The 15,947-nt window shown below is 54.8% G+C and carries 12 protein-coding genes; 9 read left to right on the top strand and 3 right to left on the bottom strand.

Annotated elements, in window-relative coordinates; genetic code table 11:
• Positions 1–66: 66 nt before the first annotated feature.
• On the top strand, positions 67–2,619 hold the full coding sequence (gene mrcA / locus P0H77_RS02020; protein WP_276163372.1) for a peptidoglycan glycosyltransferase/peptidoglycan DD-transpeptidase MrcA: 2,553 nt from the start codon (positions 67–69) through the stop codon (positions 2,617–2,619).
• A gap of 161 nt (positions 2,620–2,780) precedes the next feature.
• On the opposite strand, the gene nudE is transcribed toward mrcA, so the two are convergent.
• Positions 2,781–3,341 carry an ADP compounds hydrolase NudE gene (nudE, locus tag P0H77_RS02015; protein WP_276163371.1) on the bottom strand — a complete coding sequence of 187 codons (561 nt, stop codon included), beginning with the start codon at positions 3,339–3,341 and terminating at the stop codon, positions 2,781–2,783.
• A gap of 302 nt (positions 3,342–3,643) precedes the next feature.
• On the opposite strand from nudE, the gene P0H77_RS02010 reads away from it, so the two are divergent.
• The 5 genes from P0H77_RS02010 to pckA all read left to right on the top strand — a co-directional run bounded on the left by P0H77_RS02010 (position 3,644) and on the right by pckA (position 9,983).
• Positions 3,644–5,773 (top strand): intracellular growth attenuator family protein, encoded by a 2,130-nt coding sequence (locus P0H77_RS02010; protein ID WP_276163370.1) that lies wholly within the window; start codon positions 3,644–3,646, stop codon positions 5,771–5,773.
• A 56-nt stretch (positions 5,774–5,829) separates the two neighbouring features.
• On the top strand, positions 5,830–6,513 hold the full coding sequence (gene yrfG / locus P0H77_RS02005) for a GMP/IMP nucleotidase (RefSeq protein WP_276163369.1): 684 nt from the start codon (positions 5,830–5,832) through the stop codon (positions 6,511–6,513).
• Positions 6,510–6,911: a ribosome-associated heat shock protein Hsp15 gene (gene hslR, locus P0H77_RS02000; RefSeq protein ID WP_276163368.1), complete on the top strand. Its 402-nt coding sequence runs from the start codon at positions 6,510–6,512 to the stop codon at positions 6,909–6,911. The genes yrfG and hslR overlap by 4 nt, the downstream gene beginning before the upstream one ends.
• Positions 6,912–6,934: 23 nt before the next feature.
• Complete coding sequence (gene hslO, locus P0H77_RS01995) at positions 6,935–7,813, top strand: Hsp33 family molecular chaperone HslO (RefSeq protein ID WP_276163367.1); 879 nt, start codon at positions 6,935–6,937, stop codon at positions 7,811–7,813.
• Positions 7,814–8,363: 550 nt separating this feature from the next.
• Positions 8,364–9,983 carry a phosphoenolpyruvate carboxykinase (ATP) gene (gene pckA, locus P0H77_RS01990; RefSeq protein WP_276163366.1) on the top strand — a complete coding sequence of 540 codons (1,620 nt, stop codon included), beginning with the start codon at positions 8,364–8,366 and terminating at the stop codon, positions 9,981–9,983.
• A 164-nt stretch (positions 9,984–10,147) separates the two neighbouring features.
• Here pckA and envZ read toward each other — a convergent pair whose 3' ends face one another.
• Together envZ and ompR are read right to left on the bottom strand one after the other, a co-directional pair.
• Entirely contained in the window at positions 10,148–11,500 is a 1,353-nt protein-coding gene (gene envZ, locus P0H77_RS01985; protein WP_276163365.1) for a two-component system sensor histidine kinase EnvZ, read from the bottom strand.
• Positions 11,497–12,216 carry a two-component system response regulator OmpR gene (ompR, locus tag P0H77_RS01980; RefSeq protein ID WP_001157751.1) on the bottom strand — a complete coding sequence of 240 codons (720 nt, stop codon included), beginning with the start codon at positions 12,214–12,216 and terminating at the stop codon, positions 11,497–11,499. The genes envZ and ompR overlap by 4 nt, the downstream gene beginning before the upstream one ends.
• A gap of 224 nt (positions 12,217–12,440) precedes the next feature.
• Between ompR and greB the strand changes: the two genes are divergently transcribed.
• The 3 genes from greB to feoA all read left to right on the top strand — a co-directional run bounded on the left by greB (position 12,441) and on the right by feoA (position 15,930).
• Positions 12,441–12,914, top strand: coding sequence for a transcription elongation factor GreB (gene greB / locus P0H77_RS01975; RefSeq protein WP_276162045.1), 474 nt, complete (start codon positions 12,441–12,443; stop codon positions 12,912–12,914).
• A 90-nt stretch (positions 12,915–13,004) separates the two neighbouring features.
• Positions 13,005–15,335: a Tex family protein gene (locus P0H77_RS01970; RefSeq protein WP_276162037.1), complete on the top strand. Its 2,331-nt coding sequence runs from the start codon at positions 13,005–13,007 to the stop codon at positions 15,333–15,335.
• Between the two features lie 367 nt (positions 15,336–15,702).
• Positions 15,703–15,930, top strand: a complete 228-nt coding sequence (feoA, locus tag P0H77_RS01965) for a ferrous iron transporter A (RefSeq protein WP_276162012.1) — start codon at positions 15,703–15,705, stop codon at positions 15,928–15,930.
• The last annotated feature ends 17 nt before the right edge of the window (positions 15,931–15,947 follow it).

The raw sequence follows: 15,947 nt of genomic DNA, 5'->3' as shown, positions 1-15,947 counted from the left end.
CTTGCCTTTATACTACCGCGCGGTTGTTTATAAACTGCCCAGACCAAACTAAATGGGAAATCTCCGGTGAAGTTCGTAAAGTATTTATTCATCCTTGCAGTTTTTTGCATTCTGCTGGGAGCAGGCTCGATTTATGGCCTTTATAAATTTGTTGAGCCACAGTTGCCCGACGTCGCGACGCTCAAAGATGTGCGCCTGCAAATTCCAATGCAGATTTACAGCGCCGATGGCGAATTGATGGCCCAGTACGGCGAAAAACGGCGTATCCCGGTCACACTCGCCCAGATGCCGCCGGAAATGGTGAAAGCCTTTATCGCGACCGAAGATAGCCGTTTCTACGAGCATCACGGCGTCGATCCGGTGGGGATCTTCCGTGCCGCCAGCGTGGCGCTTTTTTCCGGTCACGCAACGCAGGGTGCCAGTACCATTACCCAGCAGTTAGCGCGTAACTTCTTCCTGAGTCCTGAACGCACCCTGATGCGTAAAATCAAGGAAGTGTTCCTTGCGATCCGCATTGAGCAGTTAATGAGTAAAGATGAGATCCTCGAACTTTATCTGAACAAAATTTACCTGGGTTATCGGGCCTACGGTGTGGGTGCTGCCGCGCAGGTCTATTTCGGTAAAACCGTCGATCAGCTGACATTAAGCGAGATGGCAACCATTGCCGGTTTGCCAAAAGCGCCTTCGACGTTTAACCCGCTTTATTCACTGGATCGGGCAACTTCACGGCGTAATGTCGTGTTATCGCGTATGTTGAGCGAAGGCTATATCACGCAGGACCAGTTTACTCAGGCCCGCAGCGAGACCATTGACGCTAATTATCACGCCCCGGAGATCGCCTTTTCCGCGCCGTATCTGACGGAACTGGTACGTCAGGAGATGGTCACCCGCTACGGTGAGAAAGCCTATGAAGACGGTTATCGCGTTTACACCACCATCAGCCGTAAAAATCAGCAGGCCGCGCAGAATGCCGTGCGCAATAACGTGCTGGATTACGATATGCGTCACGGTTATCGCGGCCCGGCAAACGTGCTGTGGAAAGTGGGCGAAGCCGCATGGGATACCAAAAAGATCACCGACTCGCTGAAAGACCTGCCGTCATACGGGCCGCTGTCTCCGGCGGTGATTACGTCCGCCTCACCGCAGGAAGCGACTGCCATCCTGGGCGACGGAACGACGGTCTCGTTACGTATGGAAGGGGTGCGCTGGGCGCGTCCGTGGATCTCTGATACCCAGCAGGGCCGCACGCCGGGTAAAGTCACCGATGTGGTGCAAACCGGTCAGCAGGTGTGGGTACGTCAGGTGAACGATAGCTGGTGGCTGGCGCAGGTTCCGGACGTCAACTCGGCGCTGGTATCCATTAACCCACACGACGGGGCGATCCTCGCGCTGGTCGGCGGGTTTGATTTCAACCAGAGCAAGTTTAACCGTGCCACGCAGGCGCTACGCCAGGTCGGATCGAATATTAAGCCGTTCCTTTATACCGCAGCGATGGATAAAGGTCTGACGCTGGCCAGTATCCTGAATGACGTGCCGATTTCCCGCTGGGACGCCGGCGCCGGTTCAGACTGGCGGCCGAAAAACTCACCTGCTGAATATGCTGGTCCTATTCGTCTGCGTCAGGGGCTGGGTCAGTCGAAGAACGTGGTGATGGTGCGCGCAATGCGGGCAATGGGCGTGGATTACGCGGCGGAATATTTGCAGCGTTTCGGCTTTCCGGCACAGAACATCGTGCACACGGAATCCCTGGCGCTGGGTTCCGCATCCTTCACACCGATGCAGGTTGCGCGCGGCTATGCGGTGATGGCGAACGGCGGTTTCCTTGTCGATCCTTACTTCATCACCAAAATTGAAAACGACCAGGGCGGGGTGATTTTCGCGGCTAACCCGAAGGTCGCCTGTGCAGAGTGTGATATTCCGGTGATTTACGGCGAGACGCAGAAATCTGACGTGCTGGAAAATCAGGATGTTGAAGATGTTGCGACATCGCAGGAGCAAAAAAACCTGGCGGTGCCAATGCCGCAACTGGAGCAGGCGAATCAGGATCTGGTGGCCCGCACCGGCAGCCAGCAGTATGCACCGCACGTCATCAACACGCCGCTGGCCTTTTTGATCAAAAGCGCGCTGAACACCAATATTTTTGGCGAACCGGGCTGGATGGGAACGGGCTGGCGCGCAGGGCGCGATTTACAGCGCCACGATATTGGCGGTAAAACCGGCACCACCAACAGTTCGAAAGACGCGTGGTTCTCCGGCTACGGTCCGGGCGCGGTAACGTCGGTGTGGATTGGTTTTGACGATCATCGTCGCGATTTAGGCCGGACCACGGCTTCCGGCGCGATCAAAGACCAGATTTCCGGTTATGAAGGCGGCGCTAAAAGCGCTCAGCCTGCCTGGGACGCCTTTATGAAGTCGATTCTGGACGGCGTGCCGGAAGATCCGCTCACGCCGCCGCCGGGTATCGTGACCGTCAACATTGACCGGAGTACCGGGCAGCTCGCGAGCGGCGGTAACAGCCGCGCGGAGTATTTCATTGAGGGCACCCAGCCAACGCAGCAGGCGGTGCATGAGGTGGGTACGACGATTATTGATAACGGCGAGACGCACGAACTGTTTTGACGGGTGGCGGCTCGTTGTGCCAACGCGTGATGCCATGCCATTACATGCCGGGTAGCGCTACGCTTACCCGGCCTACACAGATTATGCATTATCGTAGGCCCGGCAAGCGCAGCGCCGCCGGGCAGGACGCCAAACGCGGCCTGAGAGCGTTGTGACGGACGCTACAGCCGTCCCTGCCCTTTCAGCCATTCACGGACCAGGAACAGCGCGCTGACGTTCCGCGCTTCATTAAAGTCCGGCTCTTCCAGCAAATCCATCAGATGTGCCAGCGGCCAGCGAACCTGCGGCAACGGTTCAGGCTCGTCGCCTTCCAGCGATTCCGGATAGAGATCTTCCGCCACCAGGATATTCATTTTGCTGGAAAAATAGGAGGGTGCCATGCTGAGCTTTTTCAGGAAGGTCAGATTATTCGCACCGAAACCGACCTCTTCTTTCAGCTCGCGGTTGCCAGCCTCAAAAATAGTCTCACCAGGATCGATAAGCCCCTTTGAAAAACCCAGCTCGTAAGATTCCGTCCCGACCGCATATTCCCGGATTAAAATCAGATGATCGTCGACGATGGGCACAATCATTACCGCCTCTCGCGTCGAGGGCCGCATTCTTTCATAGACACGACGCACGCCGTTACTGAACTCCAGATCGACACTTTCAACGTTAAAAAGACGTGAGGTGGCGACGGTTTCAACGTTGAGGATGGTAGGTTTTTGTAATGGTTTGCTCATGGGGCCGGGTCTTTGCTGTGGTAACAGGCATTATTGTGCGACATGCCGCACGGTTTCGGCAATCCATATTGCTATTTCTTTACATTTTTGCAACCTCATAAACCTCCCCACATTACCCACAAAAGTCAAGAGGTTGAAATGCAATTAAGAATAAACTGATACACCCTTTAAAATGAGTTTGTTACCATCGCGCGTTGCGGAATAACAGGTTAAATCTTGCGCGCTATAACAAACCTGCTGGGCTGCTGCCACCTTACGTAAATTATTCATAAGACCTGTAAGAAAAGTAAGATAGGAAAAGCATGAGCACCTTTTTAATTTTTTTTGCTGCTGTGCTGGCCTGCGTGCTGCTTGCAGGATGGTTTTTCAGACATAAATTTCATCGACATCATCTGCCCTGGCTGCACACTTTCGCCAGCGCTACAACGCGTAAGCTGACGGCGGAAGAGCAGAGTGCCGTTGAAAATTATCTGGATAGCCTCAGCCGCATCCAGCAGTTACCCGTATCTGGTGCCAGCGCGCCGCCGGTCTCGCTAAGCCTCAATGCGCAAAGTTCTACCGTGATGGCCGTGACGCGCTCAATTACACGCTATGGCATCACGACTGACGATCCGAATAAATGGCGCTATTTTCTTGATTCTGTCGAAGTGCATCTGCCCCCGTTCTGGGAACAGTATATTAATGATGAAAATAGCGTTGAGTTGATCTACACCAGTTCGTTGCCGCTGGTGATTTCACTGAATGGTCATACTTTAAACGAGTATATACAGGAGGCGCACGGCTACGCGCTGGAGCGTCCGGCCTCGACAGAAACCTCCATTCGCGGTGAGGAAAGCGAGCAGATCGAACTGCTCAATATTCGTCAGCAAACGCGCGAAGAGTACGCCCTGAGTCGCCCGGACGGTCTGCGCGAAGCATTACTGATTGTCGCCTCTTTTTTATTTATGTTCTTCTGTCTCATCGTCCCCGATGTCTTTTTACCGTGGCTGACAGGTGGCGCAATCCTGTTGCTGGCCGCCGGGCTATGGGGACTTTTTGCGCCGCCGATGAAGAGTATGCGCCGTGAAATCCACTGTCTTCGCGGCACGCCGAAACGCTGGGGACTTTTTGGCGAAAATAATCTCGAGCAGATAAATAATATTTCGCTGGGCATTATCGATCTCATTTACCCGCGTCACTGGCAGCCGTGGGTGACTCAGGATTTAGGTCAGCAAACCAATATTGATATCTATCTCGACCGCCATGTGGTGCGCCAGGGACGTTTTTTATCACTGCATGATGAGGTCAAAAACTTTCCGCTTCAGCACTGGCTGCGCAGCACGGTGATTGCGGCAGGTGCGCTGCTGGTGGTGATTATGCTGTATGCGACCGTACCATTAGAGATGCCGTTTAAATTTACCCTTTCCTGGCTCAAGGGCGCACAAACGGTTGAAGCCACCAGCGTTAAACAGCTGGCAGAGAAAGGCGTGCGCACCGGCGACACATTACGTATTCAGGGCAGCGGCATGTGTAATATCCATCCAGCCGGGAACTGGAATTCCCGCTCCAGTTCGCCTTTTATGCCGTTTGACTGTTCACAAATTGTCTGGAATGACGCGCCTCCCCTGCCGTTGCCGGAATCGGAAACCGTTAACAATGCGACCGCGCTGATGCAGGCGATGAACCAACAATTACATCCGGGCCCGGATGAAGTTACGCGCGTCAGCCCGGCGTTGCGTTCAGCGATCCAAAAATCAGGCATGGTATTGCTGGATGACTTCGCGGATATCGTGTTGAAAACGCAGCAGCTGTGCGCGGCGGCTGACGAATGCGTCAGGTTGAAAAATGCGCTGGTCAATCTCGGTAATACCAAAGACTGGGAAACGCTGACCAAACGCGCCAGCGCGGGCAGGCTGGACGGAGTCAACGTTCTGCTCCGTCCGGTCAGCGCGGAATCGCTGGAAAATATGGTGACGACCACCGCCGCGCCGTTTGTAACGCGTGAAACGTCGCGCGCGGCGCAGGCGCTCAACAGCCCGGCACCCGGCGGGTTTTTGATTTCCAGCGATGAAGGCAGCGATCTGGTGAATCAACCCTATCCGCCGGTGACGCTGTATGACTATCCGGCGCATGAACAGTGGGAAGAGTTTCAGCGTCTGGCAGAAATGCTAATGCATACGCCATTTACGGCTGAAGGCATTGTCACGAAAATTTATACTGATGCTAATGGCACTCAGCATATCAGCCTTCACCGTATGCCTGACCGTGCAGGGCTGTGGCGCTACCTGGCAACGACGCTGCTGATGCTGGCGATGATCGTCTGCGCGGTTTACAACGGTGTGCAGGCCATTCGCCGCTATCAGCGTAACCGCAGCCGCCTGGCAAAGATCCACGACTATTATGACAGCTGCCTGAACCCGGTATTGCTCCCCTCGCAGGAGAAGCCCTCCTGATTCTGAATGGCGACAGTTGTGGTACGCTGTCGCCTTTCTTCCCGCTGGAGAGTGATATGCATCCCGATATTTGCTGGCAGGACGTCGACACGGTTCTGCTGGATATGGACGGAACCCTGCTCGACCTCGCCTTTGACAACTATTTCTGGCAGCAACTGGTTCCTGAGACCTACGGCGCAGCACGCGGCGTCAGCCCGCAGGAAGCCCAGGCGCTCATCCGTCAGGAATACAGTGCCGTGCAGCATACGCTAAACTGGTATTGTCTGGATTACTGGAGCGAACGTCTGGGGCTGGATATCTGCGCGATGACCACCGCGCAGGGACCGCGTGCGTTATTACGTGAGGATACCGTGCCTTTTCTTGACGCGCTAAAAGCGTGCGGGAAACAGCGTATTCTGCTGACCAATGCGCATCCGCATAATCTGGCCGTAAAGCTGGAGCATACGGGATTAGGTGCACACCTTGATTTATTACTTTCCACCCACACATTTGGTTATCCGAAAGAGGATCAGCGGCTCTGGCAAGCGGTCAGGCAGGAAACCGGACTGAACCCTGAGAAGACGCTATTTATTGATGACAGCGAGCCGATTCTGGATGCCGCCGCACAATTCGGCATCCGCTATTGCCTTGGCGTCACCAACCCGGACTCCGGTCTGGCGGATAAGGACTATTTACGTCATCCGTCGCTCAATGATTACCGGCGTCTGATCCCCTCACTCACCGTGAAGGAGTTGCCATGAAAGAAAAGCCCGCTGACGCCGTCAGACTGGATAAATGGCTGTGGGCAGCCCGTTTTTATAAAACACGTGCGCTGGCCCGCGAAATGGTTGAAGGCGGTAAGGTGCATTACAACGGTCAGCGCAGCAAGCCGAGTAAAATCGTCGAGCTTAATGCTACCCTCACGCTGCGTCAGGGCAATGATGAGCGTACGGTGATTGTGAAAGCAATTACCGAACAGCGCCGCCCGTCCACGGAAGCGACGACGCTCTATGAAGAGACGCCGGAAAGCGTGGAAAAGCGTGAGAAGATAGCCCTGGCACGTAAAATGAATGCCCTGACCATGCCGCATCCCGACAGGCGACCGGATAAAAAAGAACGTCGCGACCTGATGAGATTTAAACACGGCGAAAACGAATAACGTCGCCCGCAAGAGAGACCACTATGACTCAACACGATCAACTTCACCGTTACCTGTTTGAAAATTACGCCGTGCGCGGCGAAATGGTAACCGTGTCGGAAAGCCTGCAAGAGATCCTTGCCAACCATAGCTATCCGCTGCCGGTGAAGACTATTCTCGCCGAGCTGCTGGTCGCCACCAGCCTGCTGACGGCAACGCTGAAATTTGACGGTGATATTACCGTTCAACTGCAGGGTGACGGCCCGATGAACCTGGCGGTGATTAACGGTAATAACCGTCAGCAGCTGCGCGGCGTAGCGCGTATTCAGGGCGAGATCCCGGAAAACGCCGACATGAAAACGCTGATCGGCAACGGTTATCTGGTGATCACCATTACGCCGGATGAGGGCGAGCGTTATCAGGGCGTGGTAGGTCTGGAAGGTGACACGCTGGCTGCCTGCCTGGAAGATTACTTTATGCGTTCTGAACAACTGCCAACGCGTCTGTTTATTCGCACCGGCGAAGCGGACGGCAAACCGGCGGCAGGTGGCATGTTGTTGCAGGTGCTTCCGGCCCAGGAAACGCAGATGAATGACTTTGAGCATCTGGCGACCCTGACCGAAACCATCAAGGCCGACGAGCTGTTTACGCTGCCCGCCAACGATGTATTGTGGCGTCTGTATCACGAAGAAGAAGTCACGCTGTACGAGCCGCAGAAGGTGGAGTTTAAATGTACCTGCTCCCGTGAACGCTGTGCCGCGGCGCTGAAAACGCTGCCTGATGAAGAGCTGGACAGCATTCTGGCGGAAGACGGTGAAATCGATATGAACTGCGATTACTGCGGCAGTCACTATGTGTTTGACGCGATGGATATTACGGCCATCCGCAATAACGCCTCACCGGGCGATCCACAGGTGCATTAATTTCAGGGACGGCGGCACTGGCTGATGGAAAATGGCTACCGCGTACCGTGAATGCCCGGCGGCGCTGCGCTTGCGCGGGCCTGCGCAAACACCAACCGGTTGATATTCCGGTATTAAACGGTTGATGTTGCTGGTTTAACCGTTTGATATTCCTGCATTTGTAGGCCGGGTAAGGCGAAGCCGCCACCCGGCATTACCTGGCACGGTAGCCGAAAAGGGGGCATTGTCCCCCTTTCTTTTACTCATCCGAATAAAAAATGAAGCTGAGTTAACGAGCATCACTGAAACTCTTACGTAATTAACTTACATGAATGCGATTACACTCACAAACTGCCAGATTTATGCTCTGCTATTTAACGTTTTAAAAACATATTCGGTAAGAAAACACCATTTACTGCCATAATCATCACCGCTTTATAACCGAAATGGTAGCGTTTTACGTCAATCAGAGTTTTGTCCGGATACGTAAATCTATGAGCCCCGTCGCGGTTAATCGCCCCAGAACAACCCTACAATTCGAGGCAGTACATATTGGCTAAGGAGCAGTGACATGCGCGTTAAAGAATTAACCCCGCAAGATCTCAAGGCTTATGGTATCAACGACGTTCAGGATATCGTTTACAATCCCGACTACGACACGCTGTATCAGGAGGAACTTAGTCCAGACCTGGAAGGATACGAGCGCGGGGTATTGACGAATTCTGGTGCTATCGCCGTCGACACCGGTATTTTCACCGGACGTTCGCCGAAAGATAAGTATATTGTTCGTGATGACACTACCCGCGACACCGTGTGGTGGTCCGATAAAGGTAAAGGCAAGAACGACAACAAGCCGCTCACACCGGAAACCTGGCAGCATTTGAAAGGAATCGTCACTCAGCAACTCTCAGGTAAACGACTTTTTATTATTGATGCCTTCTGCGGCGCTAACGCAGATACCCGTCTGTCAGTACGTTTTATCACTGAAGTGGCCTGGCAGGCGCACTTTGTGAAAAACATGTTTATTCGCCCCACCGATGCGGAGCTGGCGGATTTCACGCCGGACTTTATCGTCATGAACGGAGCGAAATGCACTAACCCGCAGTGGAAAGAACAGGGCATGAATTCGGAGAACTTCGTCGCCTTTAACCTGACCGAGCGCATCCAGCTTATTGGCGGAACGTGGTACGGCGGCGAAATGAAGAAAGGGATGTTCTCGATGATGAACTACCTGCTGCCGCTGAAGGGCATCGCTTCCATGCACTGCTCCGCCAACGTCGGCGCTGACGGCGATGTGGCAGTCTTCTTTGGTCTTTCCGGCACCGGCAAAACCACGCTGTCCACCGATCCGAAACGCCGTTTGATTGGCGATGACGAACATGGCTGGGACGACGACGGCGTCTTTAACTTCGAAGGCGGCTGCTACGCCAAAACCATCAAGCTTTCCGAAGAGGCTGAGCCGGACATTTATCATGCCATCCGCCGCGACGCCCTGCTGGAAAACGTCACCGTGCGCGATGACGGCTCCATCGATTTTGATGACGGGTCGAAAACGGAAAATACCCGCGTTTCCTACCCGATTTATCACATCGAAAACATCGTTAAGCCGGTGTCAAAAGCCGGACACGCAACGAAGGTCATTTTTCTGACCGCCGACGCGTTTGGTGTCCTGCCGCCGGTGTCTCGCCTGACCGCGAACCAGACGCAGTACCACTTCCTCTCCGGCTTTACCGCGAAACTGGCCGGAACGGAACGCGGGATCACCGAACCGACGCCCACCTTCTCCGCCTGCTTCGGCGCGGCGTTCCTGTCGCTACATCCGACGCAGTATTCCGAAGTGCTGGTGAAACGCATGCAGGCGGCGGGGGCACAGGCCTATCTGGTGAATACCGGCTGGAACGGCACCGGCAAGCGCATTTCCATTAAGAATACCCGCGCCATTATCGACGCCATTCTTAACGGTTCGCTGGACAATGCCGAAACCTTCACGCTGCCGATATTCGATCTGGCCGTGCCGACCAGCCTGCCGGGCGTGGATACGCACATTCTCGATCCGCGTAATACCTACGCGTCTCCTGAGCAGTGGCAGGAAAAAGCCAGTGCGCTGGCGAAGCTGTTTATCAGCAATTTTGAGAAGTATACCGACACGCCAGCAGGCGCTGCGCTGGTAAGTGCGGGACCGAAGCTGTAAACCTCTGATGCCCGGCGGGCCGGGCATATCACCTTTTGACCGCATAACGCATGCCCGGTGACGCTTCGCTTACCGGGCCTACAGAATAGAATGGTACAGGGTCAGGCTTTTAGGTAGGCCGGGCAAGGCGAAGCCGCCCCCGGCATTATGGGTAAAATACCGCGTTAACTCTCTTTCACCGCCCCGCCAGAGCGCATCACCGGTACCGGCAGCCAGGCGCGGATCAGTAAGCCGCCCCGCTCGCTGGTGTCCAGCTCCAGCACGCCGTTGTGGTTATCGATAATACGCTGCACAATTGCCAGCCCAAGCCCGGTCCCGCTGATAGTACGCGCGCTGTCGCCGCGCACGAACGGCTGAAACAGGTGCTTGCGCTGCTCGGGCCTGATGCCGGGACCGTCGTCCTCCACCTGAAACCAGGCGCGATTGGCCTCGCTGCCGCTGCTGACTTTGATCCAGCCGTTACCATAGCGGGCGGCATTGACGACCATATTGGCGACCGCGCGCTTGATCGACAGCGGATGCATCCGTACCGGAATTTCTCCCGCCTGTAGCGCCGTTTCAATCTCGCGCTCATAACCGCTTTCCGCCGCGACGACTTCACCCAGCACGCCGTTCAGATCCGCCAGCTCCAGCGGCATCTCCTGGCCGGTGCGCAGATAATCGATGAACTGCTCAATAATGGCGTTGCACTCTTCGATATCTTTGTTGATCGATTCGGCAAGATAGCCATCCTGCTCGCCCATCATCTCGGTAGCGAGGCGAATTCGGGTCAGCGGGGTACGCAAATCGTGACTGACGCCCGCCATTAGCAGGGTACGGTCGTCGGCAAGCTGCTTCACGCCTGCCGCCATATGGTTAAAGGCGCGGGTCACGGAACGGACTTCCGACGCGCCGTATTCCCGCAGCGGCGGCGGGATAATGCCTTTCCCGACCTGCAACGCGGCATGTTCAAGATCCACCAGCGGTCGGTTTTGTATTCGGATAAACAGCCATGCGCCGCCTATCGCCAGCAGCATAATCGCCAGCGTGTAACGGAACAGCGGCGAGAAATCGCCCTGATGGATTTCAGTAAGGGGAACGCGTACCCAGATGTTCGGTGACAGCCAGGTTTTCAGCCAGACCACCGGCGAGCTTTTGTTGACCTCAACGCGCACTTCCGTCGGGCCGCCCAGCTGCTGCGCCATCTGATGACTTAAAAATTCATAGTGCTGCGCCCAGCGCAGGCCAGCATCTTCCGCCGCTTCGTCAGAATAGAGGGAGATGCCCAGTTCGCGATAAATCTCGCGACGAAAGGCAGGCGGAACCACCAGTTGCGTACCGTCCTCCAGCTGCAGTTTATCGGTCATCAGCATACGGACTTCGTAGGCCAGCACCTTATTAAACTGCTGGAGGCTCGGCAGAATGGCGAAGTTCAGCACCACCAGATAGGTCGTCACCAGGCTGACGAACAGCAGGGTGACGATAAGTAACAGCGTGCGGGCAAATGAACTTCGTGGCGAGAAGCGCATTCGCCTCATGCTTTAGAACCGTCCGGCACAAACACGTAGCCCAGACCCCAGACGGTCTGGATATAGCGCGGATGCGCCGGATCTTCTTCCACCATGCGGCGCAGGCGGGAGATTTGTACGTCGATGGAACGCTCCATTGCCGAATATTCCCGGCCACGGGCAAGGTTCATCAGTTTGTCGCGGGACAGCGGCTCGCGTGGATGGCTTACCAGCGCTTTCAGCACCGCAAACTCACCGCTGGTCAGCGGCATCGGCTCATCTTCACGGAACATCTCGCGGGTGCCGAGGTTCAGTTTGAATTTACCAAATGCAATGACTGCTTCTTCCTGCGACGGTGCGCCTGGCAGCTCGTTCGCCTGACGACGCAGCACCGCGCGGATACGCGCCAGCAGCTCACGCGGATTAAACGGTTTCGGGATGTAATCGTCGGCACCAATTTCCAGACCGACGATGCGATCCACTTCTTCCCCTTTTGCCGTGACCATAATGATCGGCATCGGGTTGCTCTGGCTGCGCAGGCGACGGCAAATGGAGAGGCCATCTTCGCCCGGCAGCATCAGATCCAGCACCATCAGGTGAAAGGATTCACGGGTTAACAGGCGATCCATCTGTTCGGCGTTAGCAACGCTTCGAACCTGGAAGCCCTGTTCGGTCAGATAACGTTCCAGCAGCGCACGCAGGCGCATGTCGTCATCTACAACCAGGATTTTATAATTCTCTTGCATGGTTTTTACTCCCAAAGGTTCGCAAAAGTCGTGATAACGTATTCTTAAGAAAGGCCACGCTTGCCACCAGCGAAATCTGGTATAAATTTCAGTCTAAATTGTTACAAAGCATATTTAACAGTAGCTTAAGTATACATATAAGCATAAATCATATTATTTATTCTGTCGGCAGCGTTGCGTGTTAAGTATTGTGCGCAAGATAGGATAAAAAAGGATAAGTCACGATGAAGACGCCATTAATCACCCGTGAGGGATACGAGAAATTAAAGCAGGAGATGGATTATCTCTGGCGTGAAGAACGTCCGGAAGTCACCAAAAAGGTGACCTGGGCGGCGAGCCTCGGCGATCGCAGTGAAAACGCCGATTACCAGTACAACAAAAAGCGCCTGCGCGAGATTGACCGCCGCGTGCGCTACCTGACTAAGTGTCTGGAAAATCTCAGAATCGTCGATTATTCGCCGCAGCAGGAAGGCAAAGTCTTTTTTGGCGCGTGGGTGGAAGTCGAAAACGACGAGGGTGACGTTAAACGTTTTCGCATCGTTGGCTATGATGAAATTTTTGGTCGTAAGGATTACATCTCCATTGACTCGCCTATGGCGCGCGGACTGCTAAAAAAAGAGGTTGGCGATGTGGCGGTGGTTCAGGCTCCCGGCGGAGAAGTGAACTGGTACGTTAACGATATTGAGTATGTGAAATAGAACTGTCCGAAGCCGCTGTCTGCGACTGGCATTTTTGCCTGTCAGTCCGTATAACTATCCGCTGATTTTGACCCTAAGATGATACTAGCCATGATGAATGATTCGCTCTGCCGCATTATTGCGGGTGAACTTCAGGCCAGAGCTGAACAGGTAGAGTCTGCCGTTCGCCTGCTTGATGAAGGGAACACCGTGCCGTTTATTGCACGTTATCGTAAGGAAGTCACCGGCGGTCTGGATGATACCCAGCTGCGCCAGCTGGAAACGCGTCTGAGCTACCTGCGCGAGCTGGAAGAAAGGCGTCAGGCCATTCTCAAATCTATCGGCGATCAGGGCAAGCTGACCGATGATCTGACGAACGCAATCAACGGTACGCTGAGCAAAACCGAACTCGAGGATCTTTATCTTCCCTATAAACAAAAGCGCCGCACGCGCGGACAGATCGCGATTGAAGCCGGTCTGGAGCCGCTGGCCGATCTGCTGTGGACCGATCCTTCCCATACTCCGGAAACCGCCGCCGCGCAGTATGTCGATGCCGATAAAGGCGTCGCCGACGTTAAAGCCGCGCTCGACGGCGCGCGTTATATTCTGATGGAGCGTTTTGCCGAAGACGCCGCGCTGCTGGCGAAAGTGCGCGATTATCTGTGGAAGAATGCGCATCTGGTCGCCACCGTGGTGAGCGGCAAAGAGGAAGAAGGTGCAAAATTCCGCGACTACTTCGATCACCACGAGCCGATTTCTTCCGTTCCCTCGCACCGCGCGCTGGCCATGTTCCGCGGGCGCAATGAAGGCGTGCTGCAACTCGCGCTTAATGCCGATCCGCAGTTTGACGAGCCGCCAAAAGAGAGCCACTGCGAGCAAATCATCATCGACCATCTTGGCCTGCGACTGAACAACGCGCCCGCAGACAGCTGGCGTCGCGCCGTAGTGAGCTGGACCTGGCGCATTAAAGTGCTGATGCATCTGGAAACCGAGCTGATGGGCACGGTGCGCGAACGCGCGGAAGACGAGGCGATCAACGTTTTCGCCCGTAATCTGCACGATCTGCTGATGGCTGCCCCGGCGGGCCTGCGTGCGACGATGGGTCTCGATCCTGGCCTGCGTACCGGCGTAAAAGTCGCGGTTGTGGACGGCACCGGCAAACTGGTCGCCACCGATACCATTTATCCTCATACCGGCCAGGCGGCAAAAGCGGCTATTGCGGTGGCGGCGCTGTGTGAGAAATATAACGTCGAGCTGGTGGCGATTGGCAACGGTACGGCCTCACGCGAAACCGAGCGTTTCTTCCTCGACGTGCAGAAGCAGTTCCCGAAAGTGACCGCGCAGAAAGTGATCGTCAGCGAAGCAGGTGCGTCGGTGTACTCTGCCTCCGAACTGGCAGCGCTGGAATTCCCGGATCTGGATGTTTCTATCCGCGGCGCGGTGTCGATTGCCCGTCGTCTTCAGGATCCGCTGGCGGAACTGGTGAAAATCGATCCGAAATCGATTGGTGTGGGCCAGTATCAGCACGACGTGAGCCAGACCCAGCTTGCCCGCAAGCTGGATGCGGTTGTTGAAGACTGCGTAAATGCCGTTGGCGTCGATCTGAATACCGCCTCCGTGCCGCTGCTGGCCCGCGTCGCCGGACTGACCCGCATGATGGCGCAGAATATCGTCTCCTGGCGTGATGAAAACGGCCAATTCCAGAACCGCCAGCAGTTATTAAAAGTGGCGCGTCTGGGACCGAAAGCCTTTGAGCAGTGCGCGGGCTTCCTGCGCATTAACCACGGTGATAACCCGCTGGACGCCTCCACCGTTCACCCGGAAGCCTATCCGATTGTTGAGCGCATTCTGGCGGCCACCGAGCAGTCATTACGCGATCTCATGGGTAACAGCAGCGAGCTGAAAAACCTGAAGCCGTCGGAATTTACCGACGAACGCTTCGGGGTGCCGACCGTGACCGATATTATCAAGGAGCTGGAAAAACCGGGCCGCGATCCGCGTCCTGAGTTTAAAACGGCGACCTTCGCGGAAGGCGTGGAAACCATGAACGATCTGCTGCCGGGCATGATTCTGGAAGGCGCGGTCACCAACGTCACCAACTTCGGCGCGTTTGTCGATATCGGCGTTCATCAGGACGGTCTGGTGCATATTTCCTCACTCTCTACTAAGTTCGTTGACGATCCGCACACCGTGGTAAAAGCGGGCGATATCGTGAAGGTGAAAGTGCTGGAAGTTGACCTGCCGCGTAAGCGCATCGCGTTGACCATGCGTCTGGACGAGCAGCCGGGCGAAACCAGTGCCCGGCGCGGCGGGGGTAACGACCGCGGCCAGGGCAATCGTCCGGCGGCAAAAGCGGCGAAACCACGCTCGCGCGAGGCGCAACCCGCCGGTAACAGCGCGATGATGGATGCGCTGGCGGCGGCAATGGGTAAAAAGCGGTAACAGAGGGTGCTTTTCTGGCTCTCTTCTTCGGGAAGAGAGCCTTATTCCCCTGTTAATAGCGCCAGTTAATTAACAATTAACACACAATTAACCGTTAATATTAATATACTGGAAACCTGTAATTCACCTTCCTTAAATATCCCCTCCCGTTTGCAAATAACAAAACAGCGCTATTTTTGCGCCATATCAAACTTCTTGTGATTTATTATCGAACAGAATACTTCGACACATTTTAAAGATTGAAGATAAAAACTATTATCATTACCATTGCGCTGTTGATTAATTAACCTTCCTGGTCAGGCTCCGCCAGGCCGCTTGTGCCTGCCGTGCGTGACGTTATTTTGTTAGCGATATATAAGTAGGCTTTATGCAATTTACGCCCTTAAGCGCATGGAAAATCACTGGATTTTCCAGCGAGATCAGCCCGGCTTATCGTCAAAAACTTCTTTCGTTAGGTATGTTGCCCGGCTCGTCATTTAACGTAGTACGCGTAGCGCCATTAGGCGATCCCGTTCATATCGAAACGCGGCGCGTTAATCTGGTATTACGTAAAAAAGATTTAGCATTATTGGAAGTGGAACCGGTTTCCTCTTAATACAGTGAGTCAAATAC

Origin of the sequence: Superficieibacter sp. HKU1 (genome assembly GCF_029319185.1) — a bacterium.
Classification (GTDB): Bacteria; Pseudomonadota; Gammaproteobacteria; order Enterobacterales; family Enterobacteriaceae; genus Superficieibacter.
The sequence above is the reverse complement of the archived record's forward strand: the minus strand, read 5'-3'. Positions and strand labels throughout refer to the sequence as shown.

Coding starts and splice junctions, on each gene's coding strand:
- nudE (WP_276163371.1), bottom strand. CDS start 3,341: ATGAGCAAACCATTACAAAAACCTACCATCCTCAACGTTGAAACCGTC.
- P0H77_RS02010 (WP_276163370.1), top strand. CDS start 3,644: ATGAGCACCTTTTTAATTTTTTTTGCTGCTGTGCTGGCCTGCGTGCTG.
- yrfG (WP_276163369.1), top strand. CDS start 5,830: ATGCATCCCGATATTTGCTGGCAGGACGTCGACACGGTTCTGCTGGAT.
- hslR (WP_276163368.1), top strand. CDS start 6,510: ATGAAAGAAAAGCCCGCTGACGCCGTCAGACTGGATAAATGGCTGTGG.
- hslO (WP_276163367.1), top strand. CDS start 6,935: ATGACTCAACACGATCAACTTCACCGTTACCTGTTTGAAAATTACGCC.
- pckA (WP_276163366.1), top strand. CDS start 8,364: ATGCGCGTTAAAGAATTAACCCCGCAAGATCTCAAGGCTTATGGTATC.
- envZ (WP_276163365.1), bottom strand. CDS start 11,500: ATGAGGCGAATGCGCTTCTCGCCACGAAGTTCATTTGCCCGCACGCTG.
- ompR (WP_001157751.1), bottom strand. CDS start 12,216: ATGCAAGAGAATTATAAAATCCTGGTTGTAGATGACGACATGCGCCTG.
- greB (WP_276162045.1), top strand. CDS start 12,441: ATGAAGACGCCATTAATCACCCGTGAGGGATACGAGAAATTAAAGCAG.
- P0H77_RS01970 (WP_276162037.1), top strand. CDS start 13,005: ATGATGAATGATTCGCTCTGCCGCATTATTGCGGGTGAACTTCAGGCC.
- feoA (WP_276162012.1), top strand. CDS start 15,703: ATGCAATTTACGCCCTTAAGCGCATGGAAAATCACTGGATTTTCCAGC.